This is a genomic window from Aquidulcibacter paucihalophilus (assembly GCF_002105465.1).
GTDB classification, from domain to species: domain Bacteria; phylum Pseudomonadota; class Alphaproteobacteria; order Caulobacterales; family Aquidulcibacteraceae; genus Aquidulcibacter; species Aquidulcibacter paucihalophilus.
The window spans coordinates 1-20,664 of record NZ_NCSQ01000155.1; the positions used below are offsets into that span (position 1 = coordinate 1).

The 20,664-nt window shown below is 57.1% G+C and carries 15 protein-coding genes and 1 tRNA gene; 5 read left to right on the forward strand and 11 right to left on the reverse strand.

The features are described 5' to 3' along the window. From B7364_RS10780 to B7364_RS10790, 3 genes are all read right to left on the reverse strand, one after another. On the reverse strand, window positions 1-605 hold a 605-nt coding region (locus B7364_RS10780), incomplete at its 3' end, for a JAB domain-containing protein (RefSeq protein ID WP_085340041.1). Between the two features lie 6 nt (window positions 606-611). Then, window positions 612-1,445, reverse strand: coding sequence for a type I methionyl aminopeptidase (map, locus tag B7364_RS10785; protein WP_085340042.1), 834 nt, complete (start codon window positions 1,443-1,445; stop codon window positions 612-614). A gap of 42 nt (window positions 1,446-1,487) precedes the next feature. Continuing rightward, entirely contained in the window at window positions 1,488-2,717 is a 1,230-nt protein-coding gene (locus B7364_RS10790; RefSeq protein WP_085340043.1) for a dicarboxylate/amino acid:cation symporter, read from the reverse strand. Window positions 2,718-2,921: 204 nt separating this feature from the next. On the opposite strand from B7364_RS10790, the gene B7364_RS10795 reads away from it, so the two are divergent. Further along, window positions 2,922-3,006 (forward strand) — tRNA-Leu (locus B7364_RS10795). 81 nt (window positions 3,007-3,087) lie between these two features. On the opposite strand, the gene B7364_RS10800 is transcribed toward B7364_RS10795, so the two are convergent. Next, window positions 3,088-5,256 (reverse strand): S8 family serine peptidase, encoded by a 2,169-nt coding sequence (locus B7364_RS10800; RefSeq protein WP_085340044.1) that lies wholly within the window; start codon window positions 5,254-5,256, stop codon window positions 3,088-3,090. 364 nt (window positions 5,257-5,620) lie between these two features. On the opposite strand from B7364_RS10800, the gene B7364_RS10805 reads away from it, so the two are divergent. After that, window positions 5,621-7,675: a S9 family peptidase gene (locus tag B7364_RS10805; protein ID WP_085340045.1), complete on the forward strand. Its 2,055-nt coding sequence runs from the start codon at window positions 5,621-5,623 to the stop codon at window positions 7,673-7,675. 42 nt (window positions 7,676-7,717) lie between these two features. Next, window positions 7,718-8,914: an aspartyl/asparaginyl beta-hydroxylase domain-containing protein gene (locus tag B7364_RS10810; protein ID WP_085340046.1), complete on the forward strand. Its 1,197-nt coding sequence runs from the start codon at window positions 7,718-7,720 to the stop codon at window positions 8,912-8,914. 81 nt (window positions 8,915-8,995) lie between these two features. Here B7364_RS10810 and B7364_RS10815 read toward each other — a convergent pair whose 3' ends face one another. The 4 genes from B7364_RS10815 to B7364_RS10830 all read right to left on the reverse strand — a co-directional run bounded on the left by B7364_RS10815 (window position 8,996) and on the right by B7364_RS10830 (window position 12,906). Further along, a complete protein-coding gene (locus B7364_RS10815) occupies window positions 8,996-9,955 on the reverse strand; it encodes a hypothetical protein (RefSeq protein WP_157893645.1) in 960 nt (319 codons plus the stop codon). A 124-nt stretch (window positions 9,956-10,079) separates the two neighbouring features. Next, window positions 10,080-11,336, reverse strand: coding sequence for a CsgG/HfaB family protein (locus B7364_RS10820; RefSeq protein ID WP_085340048.1), 1,257 nt, complete (start codon window positions 11,334-11,336; stop codon window positions 10,080-10,082). Window positions 11,337-11,363: 27 nt separating this feature from the next. Beyond that, window positions 11,364-11,813: a hypothetical protein gene (locus B7364_RS10825; protein WP_157893646.1), complete on the reverse strand. Its 450-nt coding sequence runs from the start codon at window positions 11,811-11,813 to the stop codon at window positions 11,364-11,366. A 127-nt stretch (window positions 11,814-11,940) separates the two neighbouring features. Then, window positions 11,941-12,906: a complex I NDUFA9 subunit family protein gene (locus B7364_RS10830; RefSeq protein ID WP_085340050.1), complete on the reverse strand. Its 966-nt coding sequence runs from the start codon at window positions 12,904-12,906 to the stop codon at window positions 11,941-11,943. 208 nt (window positions 12,907-13,114) lie between these two features. Here B7364_RS10830 and typA point away from each other — a divergent pair, with 208 nt between their 5' ends. Then, a complete protein-coding gene (gene typA, locus B7364_RS10835) occupies window positions 13,115-14,980 on the forward strand; it encodes a translational GTPase TypA (RefSeq protein ID WP_085340051.1) in 1,866 nt (621 codons plus the stop codon). A gap of 52 nt (window positions 14,981-15,032) precedes the next feature. Here the strand turns inward: typA and B7364_RS10840 are convergent, their stop codons facing one another. From B7364_RS10840 to B7364_RS10855, 3 genes are all read right to left on the reverse strand, one after another. Further along, a complete protein-coding gene (locus B7364_RS10840; protein WP_085340052.1) occupies window positions 15,033-16,247 on the reverse strand; it encodes a CoA transferase in 1,215 nt (404 codons plus the stop codon). A gap of 66 nt (window positions 16,248-16,313) precedes the next feature. Continuing rightward, entirely contained in the window at window positions 16,314-17,156 is an 843-nt protein-coding gene (locus B7364_RS10845) for an FAS1-like dehydratase domain-containing protein (RefSeq protein WP_085340053.1), read from the reverse strand. A gap of 432 nt (window positions 17,157-17,588) precedes the next feature. Next, the gene (locus B7364_RS10855) at window positions 17,589-19,646 is read right to left on the reverse strand and encodes a M13 family metallopeptidase (RefSeq protein WP_085340059.1); all 2,058 of its coding nucleotides are present in this window, start codon (window positions 19,644-19,646) and stop codon (window positions 17,589-17,591) included. 167 nt (window positions 19,647-19,813) lie between these two features. Here B7364_RS10855 and B7364_RS10860 point away from each other — a divergent pair, with 167 nt between their 5' ends. Further along, entirely contained in the window at window positions 19,814-20,656 is an 843-nt protein-coding gene (locus B7364_RS10860; RefSeq protein WP_085340055.1) for an SDR family NAD(P)-dependent oxidoreductase, read from the forward strand. The last annotated feature ends 8 nt before the right edge of the window (window positions 20,657-20,664 follow it).

Below are 20,664 nucleotides of genomic sequence, written 5' to 3' on the forward strand. Positions count from 1 at the left end.
CGCGTCGCCGAAATCACAGTTATTGCGGGTGTCCAGCTTGATGGCGTCGGGTCACCGGACGGGTGATTATGGGCCAAAATGACAGAGCTTGCCGATAATTCTAAGGCCCGCCGTGCGATTTCGCGGGGATAGACCGGGGCATGATCGACCGTTCCCTCACCCATCTTCTCGTCCACAATCAGGCGAAGCTTTTTGTCGAGAAACAAGACGCGGAACTCTTCTCGCTTGGCACCCCCAAGGTTCAGCTTAAGATAGGACAAGACACTCGACCACGAACCCAAAACCGGCTTATTGGTAATCTCGCTCTGGCTGGCGCGCACTTGAAGCGCGTGAATGGATTTGAGGTGGATGGCTGCAACTTGGCCAACACCATTGACCCGTAAGAGGTCGTTGATCGGCGCTTGCAGCACGTCATTTATGCCGCCAAATTGCGCCAGAAGCGTGCGGGCGAGCGCTTTGGTATCCTGCCGCTTGATCACGCCAAACAGCCACAGCTCGAGCAATTCATGATCAGCAAGCCCGTCTGCGCCCGCCCGCAAGAAGCGGTCGCGCAAGTGTTCGCGATGGCCATCAAGATGGGCATTCGACTTGTTGGTTAGTCCCATGGGCCCTCAAACTGGATCAGACAAAGTGTGGGGTGTGTCCAAGCCAAGAGGGGAGAGGGTGAAAATCTCGCATCCGTCCTCAGTCACACCAATCGAGTGTTCAAACTGCGCGGATAAGGAACGGTCGCGCGTAACAGCGGTCCAGCCATCAGGCAGGATCGAAACCGAATGTTTGCCTAAATTCACCATCGGCTCAATGGTGAAGAACATGCCCGGGCGCAATTCTGGTCCCTGGCCTGGCTTGCCGAAATGGACAACATTGGGGTTGTCATGAAAGACGCGGCCAAGGCCGTGGCCGCAGAAATCGCGTACGACCGAACAACGCTGGGCTTCGACAAAGCTTTGAATGGCGTGGCCAATATCGCCTAAAGTCGCGCCGGGCTTTACCGCGGCAATGCCACGCTGCAAGCTTTCCCAGGTCACATCCATCAAGCGACGGGCCTTACGCGACACATCGCCAATGCCATACATGCGCGAATGGTCGCCATGCCAGCCATCGACAATGACGGTCACATCAATATTGGCGATATCACCGCTGCGAAACTGGCGCGGGCCTGGAATACCATGGCAAACGACATGGTTCAGCGAGATACAGGTGGTGTGCTGATAGCCGCGATAGCCCATGCACGCCGGGATCCAGCCATGATCAAGCACATAGTCGCGAGCCAATGTGTCGATCCGCTCTGCGGTGACACCTTCCTTGACCTCGCCCACCAGCATATCCAGCACTTCCGCGGCTGCGCGCCCGGCAGCGCGCATGCCGACAAACGCCTCTGGCCCGTGCAATTTAATGGCATGATCGTTACGGCTGTCGGGTGCGGTGTCTGCGTCGATATACATCCCTGTCATATAGCCTTCAAATTGGCTTTTGGGCAGGGGGTCTTATGAGGATTGCTCTGCCGCATCGTCATCTTGCCGCGCTACGGTCGCGGTGACGGCCATATCCATGGTCACATTGCCCAAAGTTCGGAAAATGTCGGGGAAGGTCTCCACTGCGATCAAGAGGGCCAAAGGCTCGACCGGCACACCCAAAGCTAAGCAAATAGGTGCGATGGAGCTAATAAAGCTGATGGAGCCAGGTAGGCTGACTGCTCCAAGCGTGGTCGTTGCCGCAGCCGCAATGCCCAAAGCAATCTGGGCAGGTCCCAGCTCAACTTCAAACCAATTGGCGATGTAAAGCGCAACGCCAAAGTTCATGGCAGGCCCTGTGGCGCGGAAAATGGCAACCGCAATCGGCAAGATTACATCGGCCTTGGCCGCGGGCACACCCAAAGCCTGCACGCCTTTCAGCATAGCCGGAAGCGACGCGAGGGAGGATTGGGTGGAAATCGCCACCGCTTGGGCCGGAATGGCGGCCTTGAAAAACGCGCCCAAGCCGCGCTTTGCCCCAAATACCGCCAAGGCAAAGGAGGCCAGCCACACAATCACCCCCAAGGCAGAAAGCACGATGACATAATGGGCCAGCGCGCCAAAAGCCTCTGCCCCGGCCTTGGCCCCAACCACAAAGGCGAGCGCGAACACCCCAATTGGGGCCAGGGCCAGTACCCAGCCAATCATCAAAATCATGGCTTCGGCCACGGCTTCAAAAAAGCCCGTCACGGGGGCCCGCTTTTCTAAGGGCAAGCGCGTCAACGCAAAGCCAAAGGCGGCGGTGAAGATAATCAAGGGCAAAATGGCATCATTGGCAGCGGCTGCAATCGGATTGGTTGGGATCATCGCGCGCAAGAAATCGCCCAAGGGTGGCACGGGCCCGGGCTTTTCGGTAATGCTTAAGGCGTCACGCAAGGCCGACGCCGATCCATCCGGCATCGGAAAGATGCTCAGGATCAAGGGCAGGGTCACAGCCGCCATGATGGCCGAGCACCATAAAATCACCAGCATCGTTGCAATACCGCGTGCGGCGAGCCGTCCCGCCCGCGCTGCCAAAGCTGTTTGCGCAATCCCCGTTATCAAAAGGGCAACCACCAAGGGGACAACAGTCATGCGAAGTGCATTGAGCCAAACCGAACCAATCGTATCGGCGGTTGACTTGATCGCCTCGATGGACCCAAGCCCCATGCCAGCCAGAAGTCCAAAAACCAGTGCGGCCAGAATGATCAGTGCCTTCGACATATTCAAAAACTTTCCGCCAAATCGGCCCTTCACGGAGCCCAGAGGCACCAATCTGGCTGAGCTTGGGGGCTACGGCAAGCCAAGCCTACGCCAAAAGCGGCACCATCTTCTGCACGGCACCTAAACCGTGCGTGCAGAAAGCCGATAGATTACATCATCTCACTCTTGCTCAAAAAGCGCGTATGACGCACAAAGCGCCTAAATGGGGACGTGGCGAAATAGGTAGACGCACCGGACTTAAAATCCGTTGGAGCAATCCGTGCCGGTTCAAGTCCGGCCGTCCCTACCAATCCTTCCTGCCAAAAACACCAAACCCCGCGACTGGACGAGCCAGCCGCGGGGCTTGCGGTTTGGGAACCAAAAGTGCGACTTAGAAGCTGGTCTGATAGCGCACCATCAGGGCCTGATCATCTTTGCCTGCGATGCCATCGGCATCTTGCCGCGCCATTACAGCGAAGGCGAGGGCGGAGTCTGGGCTCAAAGTCCGTGTATAGACGGCCTCAAAGCGTTGTTCTGGCGTTTTCGACGCAAGGCTGATGCCGCGACGTGTCATGATGGGCGCGCCGGTTTCAGGGTCGGCACCGGTTGCCAAGAACAAATTCATCATGCCGCTGCGGCTGGTCAGGGGAGTCCCAACGGCAAGGTCAAGCTGATCGCCTTTGGCCAGAAAGTCACGCTGGGCGAAATTGATCGCGTAAGCCGTGGCCTCGGTTGCACTGATTGAGCTGACCAAGCTGGCACCAGCGCCCACTTGGGCTGCGGTTTGTGTGTGCGTCAGGCGTGCACTGAGCGAGGTCTTAGACGACACGGCGAAAGCCAAATCCGTTTGAACCGCAAGGGTGCGGGCGGGGCCTGACAGGCCGAACAATTCGCTATCTACATCGCCAAGGCGGCCTTGTGCTTCTTGGATGGCGGCGACGCTGGCGCTGAGGCTGACGCGGTCAAAGGTGCGGCTTAGGACGGCTTCGACGCTGCTGGCTTGGCTGGTTGTGTTGGGGGTCCAGTTCAGACCCCGGCGCTTATACTGCTCACCCTGTAAGCGCGCGCCAAGGGTCAGGCTGACGCCATTTTCCAAAGTTCGTTGGCTTGCCACGCTGGCTGTGGTGCCTTCAAACAGGGCTGTGTGGTCGGCAAAGCCCAAGAGCCTTGCGCTGGGGGCCGCCCCTGCCGTTAAACTTGCGCCCAAAATGGGAGAGGCTTGGCCAATTGCAACGGCCCAAGACTGGCCTTGATTGCCGATAAAATGCAGGCCACCACTGACGTCACCACCAGCGGCTTGGGCGGGGGCGGCCATCAGAGACAGTGTGCCACTTGGGGTTGCCACGCTTGCTAAAGTCGCTTGCATACGGTTGGTCAGCGTTGTCGCGAGGATGGAAACTGAATCTGGCCGCAAGTCTTGGGCTTTGGTAGCAAAGTCATAGCCGAAGTCGCGACCGAAGGCATCAAACACCACCCCTTCAAAGGCCCCACCATTGGCTGCGAAAGACTTTGCCCCAATGGCTACGGCCCCAGCAGAAGTTGGAGCAAGCGCCAGCGGCGTTGTCCCGGCGGAGCTGACGGTTGTTACCGTCCCGACGGGCAAGAGGGCACGTTCCAGATTGAGCAGACCGCGGCCATAAATCGGGTCAATCCCGCGCGCCCCGAGGTCTGTGGCGGTCACAAACAGGACTTCAGCGACCCTTGGCGCGGTGAGGAACGGCCACGCGCTTTTCACCACTGCCGCAGCCCCAGCGACCACTGGCGCTGCCATCGAGGTGCCGCTCATCATGGCATAGGCATTGGGGGCCGACGGGAAGGCCCCAATGAGACTGACGCCGGGAGCTACCAGATAGAAATTGCGTGCATCACCCGCCCGATTGGAGAAGTTGGCAATGACATTATTGGCGTCAACCGCACCCACGGCGATGATCTGGCCCCGTGCCCAAGCTTCCGACGCGTGACGGGCAGGGAAGGATGGATTGGCAAGGCCTTCATTGCCGGCGGCAATCACCATCAAAAGACCCGCCGCTTGTGCCCCTTGCAGGGCGGTGCGGATGGTGGGGCTCATGGTAGAACCACCTAGGCTTAAATTCATCACGAAGGCACGCTGGCTGGTCGCATAATTGATGCCGCGGGCCACAAAGAAGTCTGAGGTCGAGGAGCCTTGGAACACTTGGACGGGCAGAATGCGCGCGTTGGAAGCAACCCCCACCATGCCAACCCCATTGGCGCGCGCCGCTGCCAGCGAGGCTACGTGCGTGCCATGGCCATTGGTGTCATTGACAGCGGCAGTGCCGGTCAGATTGGTGAAAGCATTATAGCCTCCGGTAATGGCACCGGCGAAGTCGATATGGTCGCGGCGAATGCCCGAATCGATAATGGCGATGGTTACATTGGTGCCACGTGCTGCCCAAGGGCGAGGCTTAAATGCGCCAACGCGCGAGGCAGCAGATGACCAAGCAAGTTCTTGGCCCGTTGGAAGGGCGGCGGTCTGAGCGAGTGCTGCGCCGCATGGAACCAAGGCTGCAACGGCGGTCATGGAAAGTAGAATGGATTTCATCAGGTGGTCCCCGAACGTGAATGCATGGAAGGACCGATAAATCCGAAGGTTTAAAGCGGAATTTTGGAACAAGGCATAGAAATTCTACCCTGCAAATGGGCTTTTTTAGTCAAAGATAGATCAAATTTGGTCGAGATTGGGCTTGGCTATTCAGCTAAAGCAACTCAGGACCGGCGGAATTGAGGTAAATTTCTCCTAAGCATGACAGGCGCTTTGGCCCAGAGTCGGCAGGCCTACGGGTGCGGCGTGGGAAATGCGCCTCAGGAGATGTGAAAAAACTTTTTGTGATCGCCCCCCCCGGCCTAGCTTTCAACCACGATCCGCTTAGAGAAGACACAAACAACGTTTAGCTGGAGGGACGCATATGCGCGTTTTGAAGAATTGGGGCTTGATCGGTTTAGCCGCCTGCGGGCTGGCTTGGGCTAGCCAAGGCCTCGCCCAATCCAATTCAGCTAAAGGACCGCTGACGCCTGAACTCATGTGGCAATTGCACCGTGTAGGCGCGCCCTCTTTGTCACCCGATGGCCGGTTTTCGGTCGTGCCGGTGACGCGCTTTGATGCTGAGAGCGACCGCAGCTTTACCGCGCTCTGGGTGATTGCGACGGAGACCGGTACCAGCCGCCAACTCACCAGCGGAGAAGGCAATGACGTCTCCACTGTTTGGAGCCCGGACGGCAAGTGGATCGCCTTTATCTCCAAGCGCGGCAATGACCAGGCCAACCAGCTCTATGTGATTGCCCCCGATGGGGGCGAAGCCCGCCGTTTAACAGGCGTGCCAACCGGGGTATCAGCGCCCAAATGGTTCCCAGACAGCCAGAGAATTGCCTTCATCAGCTCGATTTTTCCCGATTTGCAAACCTGGGAAGATCAGGGCAAGCGGTTGAAAGACCGCGCCTCTACCACCATGCAGGCCCGCGTTTGGGATAAAGCGCCCATCAGCTATTGGGATCGCTTTCTTGATGAGCGTCAGCCCCATCTCTATGCCATTTCGATCAATGCCGGGGACCCTGTTGCACTAACCCGCCCGGCTGGGGTTGCGATTGAGTTCCGCACACCCGGCGCAGAGGATTACGACATCGCCCCAGATGGCCAAGAGATCGCCTTTGTGGGTGAAAGCGACACCAAGGGTACCCGCCCAAATTCGGATGTGTTTGTGTTGTCGCTGGCTGCAGGAACCGCACGCAATCTGACACGTGCGAATCTTGCTGGCGATAATGAGCCGCATTACAGCCCAGATGGGCGCTATTTGAGCTGGAGCTCGAATGTCATTGTCGCAGCCCCAGATCGCCAACGGGTCATGCTGTTGGACCGCCAAGCACCGGGGGCTGCACCGCGCGATTTGTCGGCCAATTGGGACTGGTCAGCTTCTGAAGTAACGTGGGCCGCCGATTCCAAAGCGCTGTGGGTGATTGCCGAGGATCGGCCGACCCGGCGTCTGTTCAGAATGGACCTCACCGGGGCGACGCCACGGCGGATCACCAAGGATGGCGACTTCGCTGGCATTGCCGCTGCTGGACGCAACCTTGTTGGCCTGCAGGCGAGTTTCTCAAGCCCCGCCACCTTAGTCCGTATCGATGGCGCGACAGGCCAAACCAGCCAGCTTTCCCGCTTCAACGATGCTTTATTGGCCAAAGTGGACATGGGTAAAGTGGAATCGGTTAGCTATCGCGGTGGCAATGGTGCCGACATCCAGATGTGGGTCGTCAAACCGCCAAATTTTGACGCGTCAAAAAAATATCCGGTGATGTTCTTGCTGCATGGTGGCCCCCATGTCGGGATTACCGACCAATGGTCTTACCGCTGGAATGCCCAAGTCTTTGCCGGCTGGGGCTATGTGACCACTTGGCATAATTTCCACGGCTCATCGGGCTTTGGCGATGCTTTTACCGATGCCATCCAGCCAGATTGGGTGACCTTGCCCTATCAGGATACTCTTGCCGCGGCGGACTATTTGAAAGCGCAAAAATGGGTTGATTCCGAACGCATGGTTGCCGCTGGTGGCAGCTATGGGGGCTATCTCGCCACAGTTTTGCTCGGCCGGCCCCATCCGTTTAAAGCCTTGGTGGCCCATGCCCCCGTCTATAATCAATATACCCAGATCGGCGCCGACTATGGGGCCAATGAAAACCGCTATTATGAAGCCTGGGAAGAACCTGAGAAGTTCCAAGCCACCAGCCCCAATATGTTGGCCGCCAATTTCAAAACCCCCACTCTGGTTGTTCATGGCCAGCTCGATCTGCGGGTTCCAGTCAATCACGGCATTGAATTGTTCAACACCCTTCAAAAGAAAGGCGTTCCGTCGCGCTTTATCTATTATGCCAATGAGAACCATTGGATTTTGCGGCCTCAAAATTCTCTGTTTTGGTATGAAGAAGTCCGCAAATGGGTCGAAACCTATGCCCCACCAGGCGGCCAATAGCCGGGTTGTCGCGCAAGAGGATAGGCTAAGAGACGCGGGTATATGACAGCTAACGGATTTGCCATGAATGTGGCTGCGATTGAGGCGGCTGGTAATGCGGGGATGCAGGCACTGCGCGCGGGTGACTTCGCGACAGCCATCGCCAAGTTCCAATCCATTGTTGAGGCTGGCGCAGCCGATACCGCCGTTTGGCTTGCCCTTTCCATGGCCTATCAAGCGGCGGGCGACCGGCAAGCGGAAGTGTCTTCGGTCACCCATATTCTCGATCAGGATCCAGATAATATTCGGGCTAATTTGATCAAGGCTGATGCTTTGCGCGCTTTAGGCCATCGGCGCGCGGCCATGGGCTTTTATGCGCATCTGGAAGTACTTGTCCCAGACACCCAAGGTCTTCCGCCCCAAATCGCCGCTGAGCTCAATCGCGCGCGCCAGACCCATGCCCAGTTGAAACAAGGCCTGAGCGATTATCTGCAAGCTGAGCTCGAGAAGGCAGGCTTCCACGCCGCCCGATCCAGCCGTCGCTTTAGCGATAGTCTCGACATCTTGACAGGGCGGAAGCAACGTTATGTTCCGACGCCGCGCGCGTATTTCTTCCCAGAACTGCCGGCGATCGAGTTTTACGACCGCGCGCGTTTTGCGTGGCTGGACCAAGTCGAAGCCGCGACTGAGGATATGGTGTCTGAGCTTATGCCAATCCTAGAAGAGGGCACCCATTTTGGTCCCTATATCGAAGTGGAGGCAGAAAAGTCCGCCCATTTCGTTGGAAGCGGGACGAAGGACGCTGTCTCCTCGGTTGAGGATTGGACCGCCGCCTATCTGATCCGCGACGGCAAGCGCCAAAGCCCTTTGGCCGAACGATGCCCAAAGACATTGGCCGCTCTCGATGGGGTGCCCCTAGAGGCCATTGAAGGCCGTGCGCCCTTTGTTTTGTTTTCGAAATTGACCCCCGGTGCTTGGATCGCGCCGCATACCGGCTTTTTGAATTCGCGCTTGGTATGCCATCTTCCGTTGCTGGTTCCCGATGGATGTTGGTTCCGGGTTGGCAACCAAGTCCGCTTATGGGAGCGGGGCAAAGCTTGGGTGTTTGACGATACGATTGAGCATGAAGCCCGCAATCAGGGCACGGGAACCCGCGTTGTCCTCATTTTCAATATCTGGCATCCAGACTTGACTGAGGAGGAGCGCCATTTGGTTGCCGCGCTTCTAGCCGCCGTCGAGAGTTTCGAGCCCGTCGCTTAGACCGCGCATAAAAAGGGCCAACCTGCCGGAAGACAGATTGGCCCGAGCCAGGATCACGGGACCGAGACAGCCCCGTCCCGTTTAGTTGCCACCCGAGATGGTGAAGCTGTTGCCAATAGCAGCTGTGGTCGAGGCGATGTCGCCAGCCACGTTTGCCAAGGTCAAGTTAGACGTGGCGACATTGATGGCGCCATTGTTCTGGAAGTTGTTCACGTTCAGAGTCGAAGTTGGTAAAGCGTTCAACGAGAAGGTGTTGCCAATCGCTGCCGTGGTCAAAGTGACCTTGCCGCCAACATTCTGGATCAGAGCGTTGGTGGTCGCACTTGGGTCAATGTTGCAGACTTGGGTGTTGTTCAAATTGATGCTGGCGGCAGTCGTCGCCTTCACCGTGCCGCTGTTGCAGATGGCCGCAGAGGTGCCTGTGACGTCACCGCTGACATTGTTCACAGTGGTGTTCAATTGGCTGCTCACATCACCCCAATAGGCTTGGTAGGTGTTGATGGTGCCAACTGGGCCAGAGACTTCAGCCGAGAAGGTGTTGCCAATGGCAGCAGAGGTTTGCTCCACCTTGCCGGTTACCCCACCGATATTGCTGTTCAAACGGGCTTGGGTGGCGCCCCAAGCGCGCTGGGTGTTGGTGATGCCGCTTGCATCAGCCGAGGTGTTGGCGACTTTGATGGTCGCAGAGTTTGCAATCGCAGCCGAAGTTGCGGTGACATCCTTGAAGTTATTGGCTGCGCCATTAATGGCAGTCAGGTTCAGGGTCGATGCAACTTGGGCATTGTTGGTCTGGGTGTTGGAGATTGTTGCCACACGGCCAACATCGATCGACGACGTGTTGCCAATCGCTGCGGCAGTTGCCTCAACCTTACCGCCTGCAATGCTGCCTGCACGGGTGATGCCCGCATTGGTTTCAGCAATCGCACGTGCCACATTGTTCTGGCTCGTGTTGATCACGGTGCGTTGCGCCATTGCAGACGAAACAACCGAAGCGCTGAGTGCGATGGCGGTTGCGGTGATGAAAAGTGATTTTCTAGTCACTGGATACTTCCCTCTTGATTGCCGTTAGAGCTTTTTGCTCGTGTTTGGCTGGTTACATACTGGCTCGATGAGGAGGTCAGGGCATAATCCCCGTCCCTCACCGAGCATGAGCCCAACAATGCCGCTAGTTCCCCTCGCGACGCAGGCGTTCCTGCATCGTCTCATTGTTGGACCGATCCCCGGGCACGAAGGGTTGATCTAACTGACCCGCCTGAAGACCCCGTAATGGAGCGTTCAATTGGGTCTGCCCGAAGTTTGTTTGACCGTCAGCCAATTCTGGCGACTGGGGTCTAGCTTGTGATGGACTGGCCTGTACTTGGCTCTGGCCAACACGGGATTGTTGTAGCCAGGGTGCCAGCGGCACCGAGGGTGGTGCGATGGCAGCAGGTTCCATTCTGGAAGTCTGAGGGAATGCAGCCGTATCTTGGGCTGCGGGGCGTGCCACAGGGCGCGCGCTGGATGGGGTGGCCATGGCGCGCTGGATCGGCGCGCGCGCTGTCGCAGCCGAGGTGCGTGCCGGGATTGCCTCAATCTGGTGTGCGAGGTTCAAGCAATGCGACGCATCTTGGCCATAAAGACCTGCGGTAAATTCAAACACCGAACGGTCAATGATGCTGCGAATAGCGGTTTGAATAGGCTCATTCCGGCGCCCGCCAAGGCCAATATCTACCGTTTCAGAGCCATTGGCGATCAAAGCGCCGAGTTCACGTTGTTGGCCACGCACTTGTTTGCGATAGGATTTGACAGCGATGACTTCGGTGGTGCGCGCATCGATCAGACGCAAATCCATACCGACATCCACCACATAATCGCCATTGGCAACAAAGGCAGAACCGCCATTACGGCCCGACTTGCTGAAGGCTGCATCTTGACCACGTGATTGAATATTATGATTATATTCGCTGATCCCGCCTACGATATAAAGGTCGACGCCCTGGATCTGACCCTCTTGCGGGGTGCGGATTACGGTGGGTGAATCCCGCAACAGGCGATTATTGGCAAAGTCCAAATCCACTTGGGTAACGCCAGTATCAAAGCGCTCAATCACCCGCATGCCGGCATTGGAGACCGCCGTAATGGCCATCAAGGTTGCACCCTGGGTTAAGCGCCGCCCCAGATAGAGGTCATCGGCACCAGTCATATCGGTGATATGGCCTACGGCGATGCGGGGAGCGGGGAAGTCTTGGCTGCCGGCAACATCGGCAACGCACTTTAAGGCCGCGGTATAATCGGTCTGGGTCTTGGCGACCGGGCTGCCCTTTAAGGTGGCTACGGGCGCAACATGGTCTTCAGAGCCAGCCACGCTGGCACAACCCGCCAGCAAGCTGCTCAAGGCGGTGCAGACAAGGAGAAGGCGGGTCGCTCGACTTTTGCGGATCATAGGGTTCACCGAAGTTTGCGCGCGCCGTTAGCGCGGCGTGTTGGAGGACGCGCTTACGCGGCCCGTGTTGATCTGAGTGATCGAAATGGTGGAATTGCGCACATTGCTAATCGTCACATTATTGCCGACTGCGGTTGTGCTGGGCAGCGTTGAACTCGCCAAACGACCCGATCGCGTTGAACTGGAAAGTTGCCCGCCAACGCCCGCGTTGGGATCAGCCAGGCGTGCAGGGCCTGCTGCACGAGAACCACCCAGATCAACCGGCCGGCCGTTCACAACAAGGCGCACGCCATTTGGATCGCGGCTGGGAAAACGATAGGGGCTGGCTTCAACGTCGGGGGTGACGCCATAGGTGCGACGGATTTGATCGGCACCTTGTTGTTGAGCCGCGGCTAATCCGGGAACAAAACAAATTGCGGTTGCACACATCCAAAGAGCTTTGTTGCGGAAAGCTCGATGTTGTTGGGTACGTACCATTCTGGAACATCCTACTCTTGTAACGCTTTGGTTAAAGAGCAGTCAGCAATCCATATGCCAGTCCGGTTTTTACAATGAACTCAGGTATTGAGATGTATTGCGCGCAAGTTATACTTAATTGGTGGTCCTAGACGGTTTTGCGCTTTACCTGAAACTGACCGTATGGCTTAAAACGGTACAAATAAGTGGGCACAATTGCCTCAACACTCTCTAAAGTGGTTACCCTGAGATCCATTAAAGTCTTGGCACCCGCGCTGACCACATTGTCGGTTTTCAACATCACGACCTGATCATCCGTCAGGGGTGGGCCGGCAAAGGGATAGAGTTTGAACACGGCATTGAGGACCGCCCCAAGGGGTTGGGCTACAAAGAAGGGCAAAGGGGCGAGGAAGCGCGGCCGCTCAATTTCCTTCAAGATGTATTCGAGAATTTGCTTGAAGCTATAGATGCGCGGTCCACCCAATTCATAGGTGCCGCCGCCGCTATCGAGGGCATTCACGGTCGCTTCGGCCACATCGCCAACATAGACGGGTTGGAACTTGGTGTTGCCGCCACCAATCAAGGGCAGGGCTGGCGACATGCGGGCCATGGCGGCGAATTGATTGAAGAAATTATCTTCCGCGCCAAAAATGATGGAAGGGCGCAGGATTGCGGCACTTGGGATCAATTCGAGGACGGCCCGCTCGGCAGCACCCTTGGTGCGGCCATAGTTAGATGCCGAGGCGGGGTCAGCACCCAAGGCCGACATGTGAACGAAACGGGTGATCCCGGCCTTGGCTGATTCGGCTGCAACGATGCGTGCGCCTTCCAATTGGGTAGCCTCAAAAGATTGCTTGCCCGTCTCATACAAAATGCCGACCAGATTGATCACACCTTTCGCCCCTTCCAGCGCGCGGGCGACACTTTCGGGGTTGCGGATATTGGCTTGAACGAGTTGAATCTGCCCAACGTCGCCCATCACGCGCAAATCTTGCCCTAAATGGGGGCGTCGCATCGCCACGCGCACGCGTTTGCCCGCTTTTGCCAGCGCGCGCACAACATAGCGCCCAACAAAGCCTGAGCCACCAAACACGACGATCATATCATTGGACATGGTTTTCCCCTACAAGTCGTCTTCGGCATAGTCTGACAGGCCCTTGTTTGTCGAGCGTTTGGGACACCCAAACAGCTTTGCGCAGCGGTCGATTTGCCGCACCCCCCACCTTGCTGCTATAGGCCCGGCACACTAAGGCCTCCGCCACCTGATTTCGATCGTGGGTAGATGGGGCCTCCACTGAAGATTTCCTCCCGGAGCATGACCCGTGACCACCCTTTCTGACGCGCCAGTTTCATCGGCTGCGCTACGCAATATTGCGATCATCGCCCATGTTGATCATGGCAAGACAACCCTCACCGACCAATTATTGGCCCAAGGTGGTGCTTACCGCGAAAACGAAGCCCGCGCCGAACGCGCGATGGATTCCAACCCGCAAGAAAAAGAGCGCGGCATTACGATTTTGGCCAAGTGCACCAGCATTGTTTACGGTCAAGGGGCCGATGAAGTCCGCATCAATATTGTCGACACCCCAGGCCACGCCGACTTTGGTGGCGAAGTGGAACGGGTTTTGTCCATGGTCGATGGCTGTCTGTTGTTGGTCGATGCCACCGAAGGCCCGATGCCTCAGACCAAATTCGTCTTGACCAAAGCGCTTGCGCTCGGCTTGCGCCCCATCGTGGTTCTCAACAAGGTTGACCGCCCAACCGCGCGCCCTGACGAAGTCCTCGATGAAGTGTTTGAGTTGTTCATGGCGCTGAATGCCACCAATGAACAATTAGACTTCCCTGCTGTTTATGCGTCTGGCCGCGATGGCTGGGCAACTTTGGTCCTCGATGGCGCCCGCGAGAATCTCAATCCGCTTTTTGAGACCATTATTGAGCACGTGCCCGCGCCAGATGCAGCGCTGCGCCGTGACGAGCCTTTCCGTATGTTGGTCACCATGCTCGACTCAGACCCCTTCTTGGGCCGTATTCTGACGGGTCGGGTGGAGAGTGGCCGGTTGAGCGCAGGCACCATTGTGAAAGGCATCAGCATTGATGGCAAAACCATCGAACGCTCGCGCGTTTCCAAAGTCCTGGCCTTCCGCGGCCTGCGCCGTCAGCCGATTGAGGAAGCTGAAGCAGGCGACATCGTCTCCATCGCCGGTCTGTCTACCACAACTGTGGCCGATACGATCGGCGACATGGATGTAATCGAACCCATTCACGCCACGCCTATCGATCCGCCAACCCTGTCTGTCACCGTGATGGTGAACTCAAGCCCCTTGGCCGGTCGCGATGGGGATAAAGTCCAAAGCCGGGTGATCCGCGACCGTCTGTTAAAGCAGGCTGAAACCGATGTGGCGATCAAGGTCACCGAAACGGCCGATAAGGACGCCTATGAGCTGCAAGGCCGTGGCGAATTGCAAATCGGCGTGTTGTTGGAAGGCATGCGTCGCGAAGGCTTTGAGATGTCGATCTCGCGCCCCCGCGTGTTAACCAAGATCGACGAAGATACCGGCCAGAAAATGGAGCCTTTGGAAGAAGTCGTCATCGATGTGGATGATGAATATGCCGGCGTAGTGGTTGAGAAAATGTCGATCCGCAAAGGCGAGTTGCAAGACATGCGTCCTTCGGGTGGCGGCAAGACCCGCGTTACCTTCTTGGCACCTGCACGCGGTCTCATTGGCTATCACTCTGAATTCCTGACCGACACGCGCGGCTCTGGCATTATGAACCGCATTTTCCATAGCTGGACGCCATGGAAGGGCAATATCAATGGCCGTCACAATGGCGCTCTGATCGCCAATGACAGCGGCAAGTCGGTTGTCTATGCGCTGTGGTATCTTGAAGAGCGCGGCGTCTTGTTCATTGATGGCGGTGAAGACGTCTATCAGGGTATGATCATCGGGGAAAATGCCAAGCCTGAAGACCTCGACGTCAATCCGCTCAAGGAAAAAAAGCTCTCAAACGTGCGCTCTTCTGGCAAGGATGAAGCCATGCGCCTCACCCCGCCACGCCGCATGACGCTGGAACAAGCCATTGCTTGGATTGATGATGATGAATTGGTAGAAATCACGCCAAAATCGATCCGCATCCGCAAAATGGAACTCAATCCCGCCTTCCGTAAGCGCAAGCCCAAGGCTGATTAATCAAATCACGATCCTGAAACAGGGGCTTGAGGCGAAGGCTTCAAGCCCCTTTTTATTTGGGGCTAGCAACAATTTTGCCATCATGCAGCGCGGCAATCTCTGTGTTGGAAAAGCCGATCTCGGTGAGGATTTCCAGCGTATGTTGCCCTAGGATTGGGGCAGGGGCTGGGCCCAAGCGGTCTACGCCCATAAAGTGGATCGGGCTGCCCGGCGTCAAATAGCTGCCAATGCCTGGCTGGTGCAGCATTTCGAACATGGGATTATCGAGGCTGCAATCTGGGTCTTCCTCCACCGCTTGCTTAAAGGTTCGATACTGGCTCCAGGTTACGTCAGACCCTGCAAGGCTAGTTGCCACCTCTGACAGGGTGCGCACTTCGAAATAGGGCTTCAAGAGTGCGGTAATGGCGTGGCGGTGGATGAAGCGCGCCCCCTCTTGATCGAGATCGGCGTCGAGCCGCTGGCTCAAGTCCGCCATTGCAGCCTCTACCCCCGTTGCTGCTTTCAGATTGCGCCATTGCCGATCGGTGAGGGCGACCACCATCACACGCTGGCCATCTTGGCAGACAAAATCCTGCGCATAGGCCCCAAACAAAGAATTCCCCATCTTGGGTCGGTCGATGCCATTGATACTGGCTTCGGCAATGATGCCGAGATTGCCCAGCATCGCGAGGGCTGTGTCCTTTAAGGCCAATTCCATCAATTGGCCTTTGCCCGTCTTTCGGCGGTGGCGATCCGCCGCAATAATGGCCATGGCGGCCTGCTGGCCCGTGATGCAGTCCCAAGCGGGCAAAGCGTGGCCGACAGGTTCGCTCGACCCTTCAGGTCCGGTTGCCATGGGAAAGCCGACGGCGGGATTAACCGTATAATCCACTTGCGGCCCACCATGGCGATCCCCCAGAACCGCCATCATGATGAGGTCTTCGCGGTGCTGCTTCAAACCCTCATAGGACATCCAGCCCCGCAGCCGCAGATTGGTCAGAAAAATGCCCGCATCCTCGCCGGGCCGACAAATGAGCTGGGTTAAGATTTCGCGGCCTTGCGGCGTTGTCATGTCCACCGCGAGGCTTCGCTTGCCCTTATTTAAGCCCGCCCAAAAAAGGCTTCTCCCAGACTTGGTGATGGGCCAACGTTCGGCATCGAGACCGCCTTGTAAGCGGTCAAAGCGAATGACATCCGCCCCCATTTGCGCCAAAGTCATGCCGGCCAAAGGGGCGGCCACAAAGGCTGACCCTTCAACCACGCGCATACCGTCCAAAATTCTGTTCATCTTGTTTCCCCTGCCAACCCGCGTGCAAGCTGCCATGGTTGGGTGTTCTGTATGCGTTGCGTGCCTTCAGGCCCAAGTCATTTGGGCCTCCATGGTCACATTTTGGTCGCCATTGGCGGCATAGATGTTGGTGCTTGTTGCGTCATAGGTGGCCCCATTGACGGTTAGGCTGTCGAAGTCGAACACGGGGCGGACACCCTTGAAGCGAAACGCCTGTGGCTTGCGGCCTGCCTGTTCCAAACAGCCATAGTGGAAAGCCAGGATGGCTTGCAGCGGCCCATGGACGACGAGCCCCGGATAATTTTCGACCCCCATCGCATAGTCGCGATCATAATGGATGCGGTGGCCGTTAAAGGTCAGGGCTGAAAAGCGAAACAATAAAACAGGGTCCAGTGCCACCGCGTGCTGCCAGGTGCAGGGCGGCAAAGCCACCGGCTCTGGTGGCTTAAACACTTGGGGAATGTCCATATAAACAATGTCTTGCTCTTCCTCATAAGCCAGATTGGGCCCGACATGGATGGTGTGGCCAACGGTGACGAAGAACAGGGTGCCCGCGCGGCCCTGCTTTTCGCTAATCTTCAAAATGATGGAGGTTTTGGTTGCGCGCTCACCCACGCACAGGTCCTGATGAAAGCGGCAACGACTGCCCGCCCACATGCGACGCGCTAAGGTGATGGGCGGCAGAAAACCACCGCGCTTGGGATGGCCATCTGGGCCGATCTGATGGCTGGGCGCGCGGGGCAGGAAGTAAAGCCAGTTCCATACCGGCGGCAGGACTGCGCCGTCTGAGGCAAAGTCTGCGGGATTGAGGTTTAAAGTTGCCGCCAAGCCCTGCGCTGGGCCTGCAGCGAGGGTTTCTTCCAGCGTTTCCTGTCGTCCCAGCCAGTTTGAAATGGGTTCCTGTGTCATCACCGCACCCCGATTGGAAAGCTGTTCCAAGGAGAAGGGGCAGCCATCATGGGTCAGAGATCATGGCCTTGGCCTTGGCACAAGGTAAAATGGACCACTTCGCCGAAAGCTGATCGCTGTGTGCACGCGCCAAAAGCGCATGTTTCCGTGCTTTTTGCTTATTTTTGGCTGGTTTTGCCAAGGTTTTGCGCCTTGCTGCGTGGACTGGACTGCGTGGCTTTAAGGCGTTGTGTGCCGCTTATCCGTCTGTCTCGGCTCAGCATTTTTGCGGTGCAAGCAATTTTGAGGAAACCAATGCCCTGGTGTCGGGCGGCGGGAGCCCTATGAATTGGGCGGCGTACATGACGCGACAGAAGCACTTCTAGATGTTTACGCCTTGGCCGCACAATGAACGAAAAAGCCCCTCTCCCAAAGGGAAGAGGGGCTAAATCATTACCAGATGCGGACCCGGTTTTCAGGTGCGACATAGAGCCTATGGCCCGGCCGCACATTAAAGGCCTGATACCACGCATCCACGTTCTGGACCGTACCATTGACTCGGAATTCCGCTGGGGAGTGGGGGCCTGTTTGGACTTGATTGCGCAAGGCCTCTTCGCGCTGCTGGGCGCGCCAAACTTGGCTCCAAGCCAAAAAGAAGCGCTGGTCGCCAGTTAGGCCTTCCAACACCGGGGCCTTCTTGCCCTTCAGCGACATCTTATAAGCCAAATGGCCAACCACGACGCCGCAATGGTCGCCGATGTTCTCCCCCAAGCCCAATTGGCCATTGAGTTTCACGCCGGGCAAGGGTTCAAACGCGCTATATTGCGCGACCATTTTTTGGCCAAGCGCCTTGAAGGCGGCGACATCCTCGGGCGTCCACCACTCCCGCAAGACACCATTTTCATCATATTTGGAGCCTTGATCGTCAAAGCCGTGGCCCATTTCATGACCGATGACCCCGCCAATGCCGCCATAATTGATCGCGGGGTCAGCAAACTCATCAAAGAAGGGCGGCTGCAGAATGGCGGCCGGAAACACGATCTCGTTGTAGCTTGGATTATAATAGGCATTCACCGTTTGCGGTGTCATGAACCACCGTGTTTTGTCGGTTTTCTGCTTCAAGTCCTCGCGGTCTCGTGCCGCGTTAAAGGCTTGTACGCGGCGTTCATTGCCTAAGGGATCGCCCGCCTTGATTTCGAGGCCACTATAATCGCGCCATTTGTCGGGATAGCCAATCTTGGGGTTAAATGTGGCCAACTTGCGTTGTGCTTTCACCTTGGTTTCGGGGGTCATCCACGTCAGGCCATCAATGCGAACCTTGAAGGCTTTGCGCAGGTTTTCGACCAGCACTAGCATTTTGGCCTTGGCAGAGGGGCTGAAGTGGCGTGCAACATAGACTTGGCCAACCGCTTCGCCTAAGGCCCCGTTAACCGCTTGGGTTGCCCGCTTCCAACGCTCGCGTTGGACCGGCTGACCATTCAAAGTTTTCCCAAAGAACTCAAAGCGCTCGTCATCAATTGCCTTTGGCAGCACGCTGGCGCTGGAAGAAAGCAAGTGATAGGTCAGATAGGCTTGCCATGTCTCAACCGGGGTCTCGCGGAACAATTTAGCTAAGGGGCCAATCGCCGTGATTTCACGGACCACACATTCCTGGATATCATCGAGTTGGGCTGCAGCAAAGCCAGCCGCCCATGGGAAGTCTGGGGCGATTTCGTCCAAATCCGCCCGCTTTTTCAAATTATAGGTCTTGGTCCGGTCGCGACGATCGGTGACCGTCCAATGCCGTTTCGCAATCTCGGTTTCCAAGGCCATGATGGCGGCAGCCTTGGCTTCAGCATCTTGTTGCCCAGCAAGGTTCAACATTTTGGCGATATGGAGCGGATATTTCTCGCGCAAGGCCTTAAACCGCGCGTCGTCCTTCAGATAGAAATCCCGCTCAGGCATGCCTAAGCCGCCATGGCCGATCGAGACGATAGAGCGGTCTGGATTGCCGGCATCGGGAACAATCCCCCATCCAACCGGGGAAGGGGTGGGCAAATCGGGTTTGCCAAAGAGCACAGCAATCTCTTCATGGGTTTTTGCTGCTTGGATCTGGTCGATTTCGGGCTGAATAGGGGTCAGGCCCGCCGCGTCTATGGCGGCGGTATCCATCATGGAGCGGTAATAGTCCCCGATCTTTTGTTCGATGGAGCCCGGCGCGCTTTTCTTGGCGGCTAATTCTTCAATAATGGCCCGCACGTCAGCTTCGGCCTTGGCGGCTAGTTTATCGAATGCCCCCCAGCGTACGCGGTCGGCTGGAATGGGGTTGTTTTTCATATAGGTGCCACCACCGTGGCGCCAGAAGTCATCGCCTGGGTGAATGCTTAGATCGCGCCCGGCCATGTCAAAGCCAAACGTGCCAATCCTTGGCTTGCTGGCTGCAGCCCAAGCCGAAGTCGAAAAACCGGTTTGAGCGGCGATGGCGGCACCCGTCCCGGCTACACTTGCATAGAGAAAACGACGTCTGTTCACTTTTGCGGCTCCACATGAGATTTTTTGGAAAAAAGATAAGTCGCCGCGTGCGTTTTGACAGGCGCTTGGGCATTGTCGAATTAACTTGCAGCAAGGTTTGCCAAGCAGGCCCAATTGGGCAACGATAGGCCAAGAGCCAAGATTCAAACCCCCCGCGGAGACAAGCTATGACCCAGTCTTTAGGACCCGCCGATGTTGTGGTAATTACCGGGGGTGCCTCGGGTATTGGCTTAGCTTTGGGCCAAGCCCTCGCCGCAAGAGGGGCCGCCGTTCTTTTGGCCGATATTGAAGGGCCAAAGGCTGAGGCCGCCGCTCAAGCGATCCGCGATCAAGGTGGGGCCGCCCTTGGTTGTTTCGTCGATGTCGCCGATCCCGCCTCAAATGAAGCCTTGGCAAAGTTTGCTTTTGAGCGCTTTGGCCGGGTGACCTTGGTATTTTTGAACGCGGGTATTGGTGCCGGTGGATCGATCCACAAAGCATCGCGGGCCAATATTGAATGGACGTTTGCCGTCAATCTGATGGGTACAATCGATGGCGTGCGCGCTTTTGCGCCGCGCATGCTGGAACAAGACATTCCGTCGCGTTTGGTGATTACCGCGTCTGAACATGGTTTAGGCCTGCCGATCCGGGGTGGGCAGGCCACGCCTTATACGGCCTCCAAGCACGCGCTGGTGGGCCTGAGTGAAGCCATGGCGCGCGATTATGCGGGCACACCTTTGTCCGTATCCGTCCTGTGCCCAGGATTGGTTGCCTCTGAAATCTGGAATGGGTTTCGCAATCGGCACGAGAAGTTCGGTGGACCACGCCACTTGGATACAGCCTTTGGACACGAGAACCGCATGGGCCTGCCAGCCATCACGGCCGCGGAGCGTATTTTGCGCGGCATAGAAGCTGATGAATTCTTCCTCTTCACCCATGGCCGTGACATGGCTGAAGTGGCACGGCCGAGGGCCGAGGCAATAGAAGCGGCTTTGGCGCGCTTTTGGGCGCGCGAAGGCGAGGAGGCTTAAGGTGCCTT

Bases quoted from the DNA above. Each gene is read 5' to 3' on its own strand.
- B7364_RS10800 (WP_085340044.1), bottom strand. From the start codon at position 5,256: ATGAAATCCATTCTACTTTCCATGACCGCCGTTGCAGCCTTGGTTCCA.
- B7364_RS10790 (WP_085340043.1), bottom strand. From the start codon at position 2,717: ATGTCGAAGGCACTGATCATTCTGGCCGCACTGGTTTTTGGACTTCTG.
- B7364_RS10830 (WP_085340050.1), bottom strand. From the start codon at position 12,906: ATGTCCAATGATATGATCGTCGTGTTTGGTGGCTCAGGCTTTGTTGGG.
- B7364_RS10840 (WP_085340052.1), bottom strand. From the start codon at position 16,247: ATGAACAGAATTTTGGACGGTATGCGCGTGGTTGAAGGGTCAGCCTTT.
- B7364_RS10810 (WP_085340046.1), top strand. From the start codon at position 7,718: ATGACAGCTAACGGATTTGCCATGAATGTGGCTGCGATTGAGGCGGCT.
- B7364_RS10860 (WP_085340055.1), top strand. From the start codon at position 19,814: ATGACCCAGTCTTTAGGACCCGCCGATGTTGTGGTAATTACCGGGGGT.
- B7364_RS10845 (WP_085340053.1), bottom strand. From the start codon at position 17,156: ATGACACAGGAACCCATTTCAAACTGGCTGGGACGACAGGAAACGCTG.
- B7364_RS10805 (WP_085340045.1), top strand. From the start codon at position 5,621: ATGCGCGTTTTGAAGAATTGGGGCTTGATCGGTTTAGCCGCCTGCGGG.
- B7364_RS10825 (WP_157893646.1), bottom strand. From the start codon at position 11,813: ATGGTACGTACCCAACAACATCGAGCTTTCCGCAACAAAGCTCTTTGG.
- B7364_RS10820 (WP_085340048.1), bottom strand. From the start codon at position 11,336: ATGATCCGCAAAAGTCGAGCGACCCGCCTTCTCCTTGTCTGCACCGCC.
- map (WP_085340042.1), bottom strand. From the start codon at position 1,445: ATGTATATCGACGCAGACACCGCACCCGACAGCCGTAACGATCATGCC.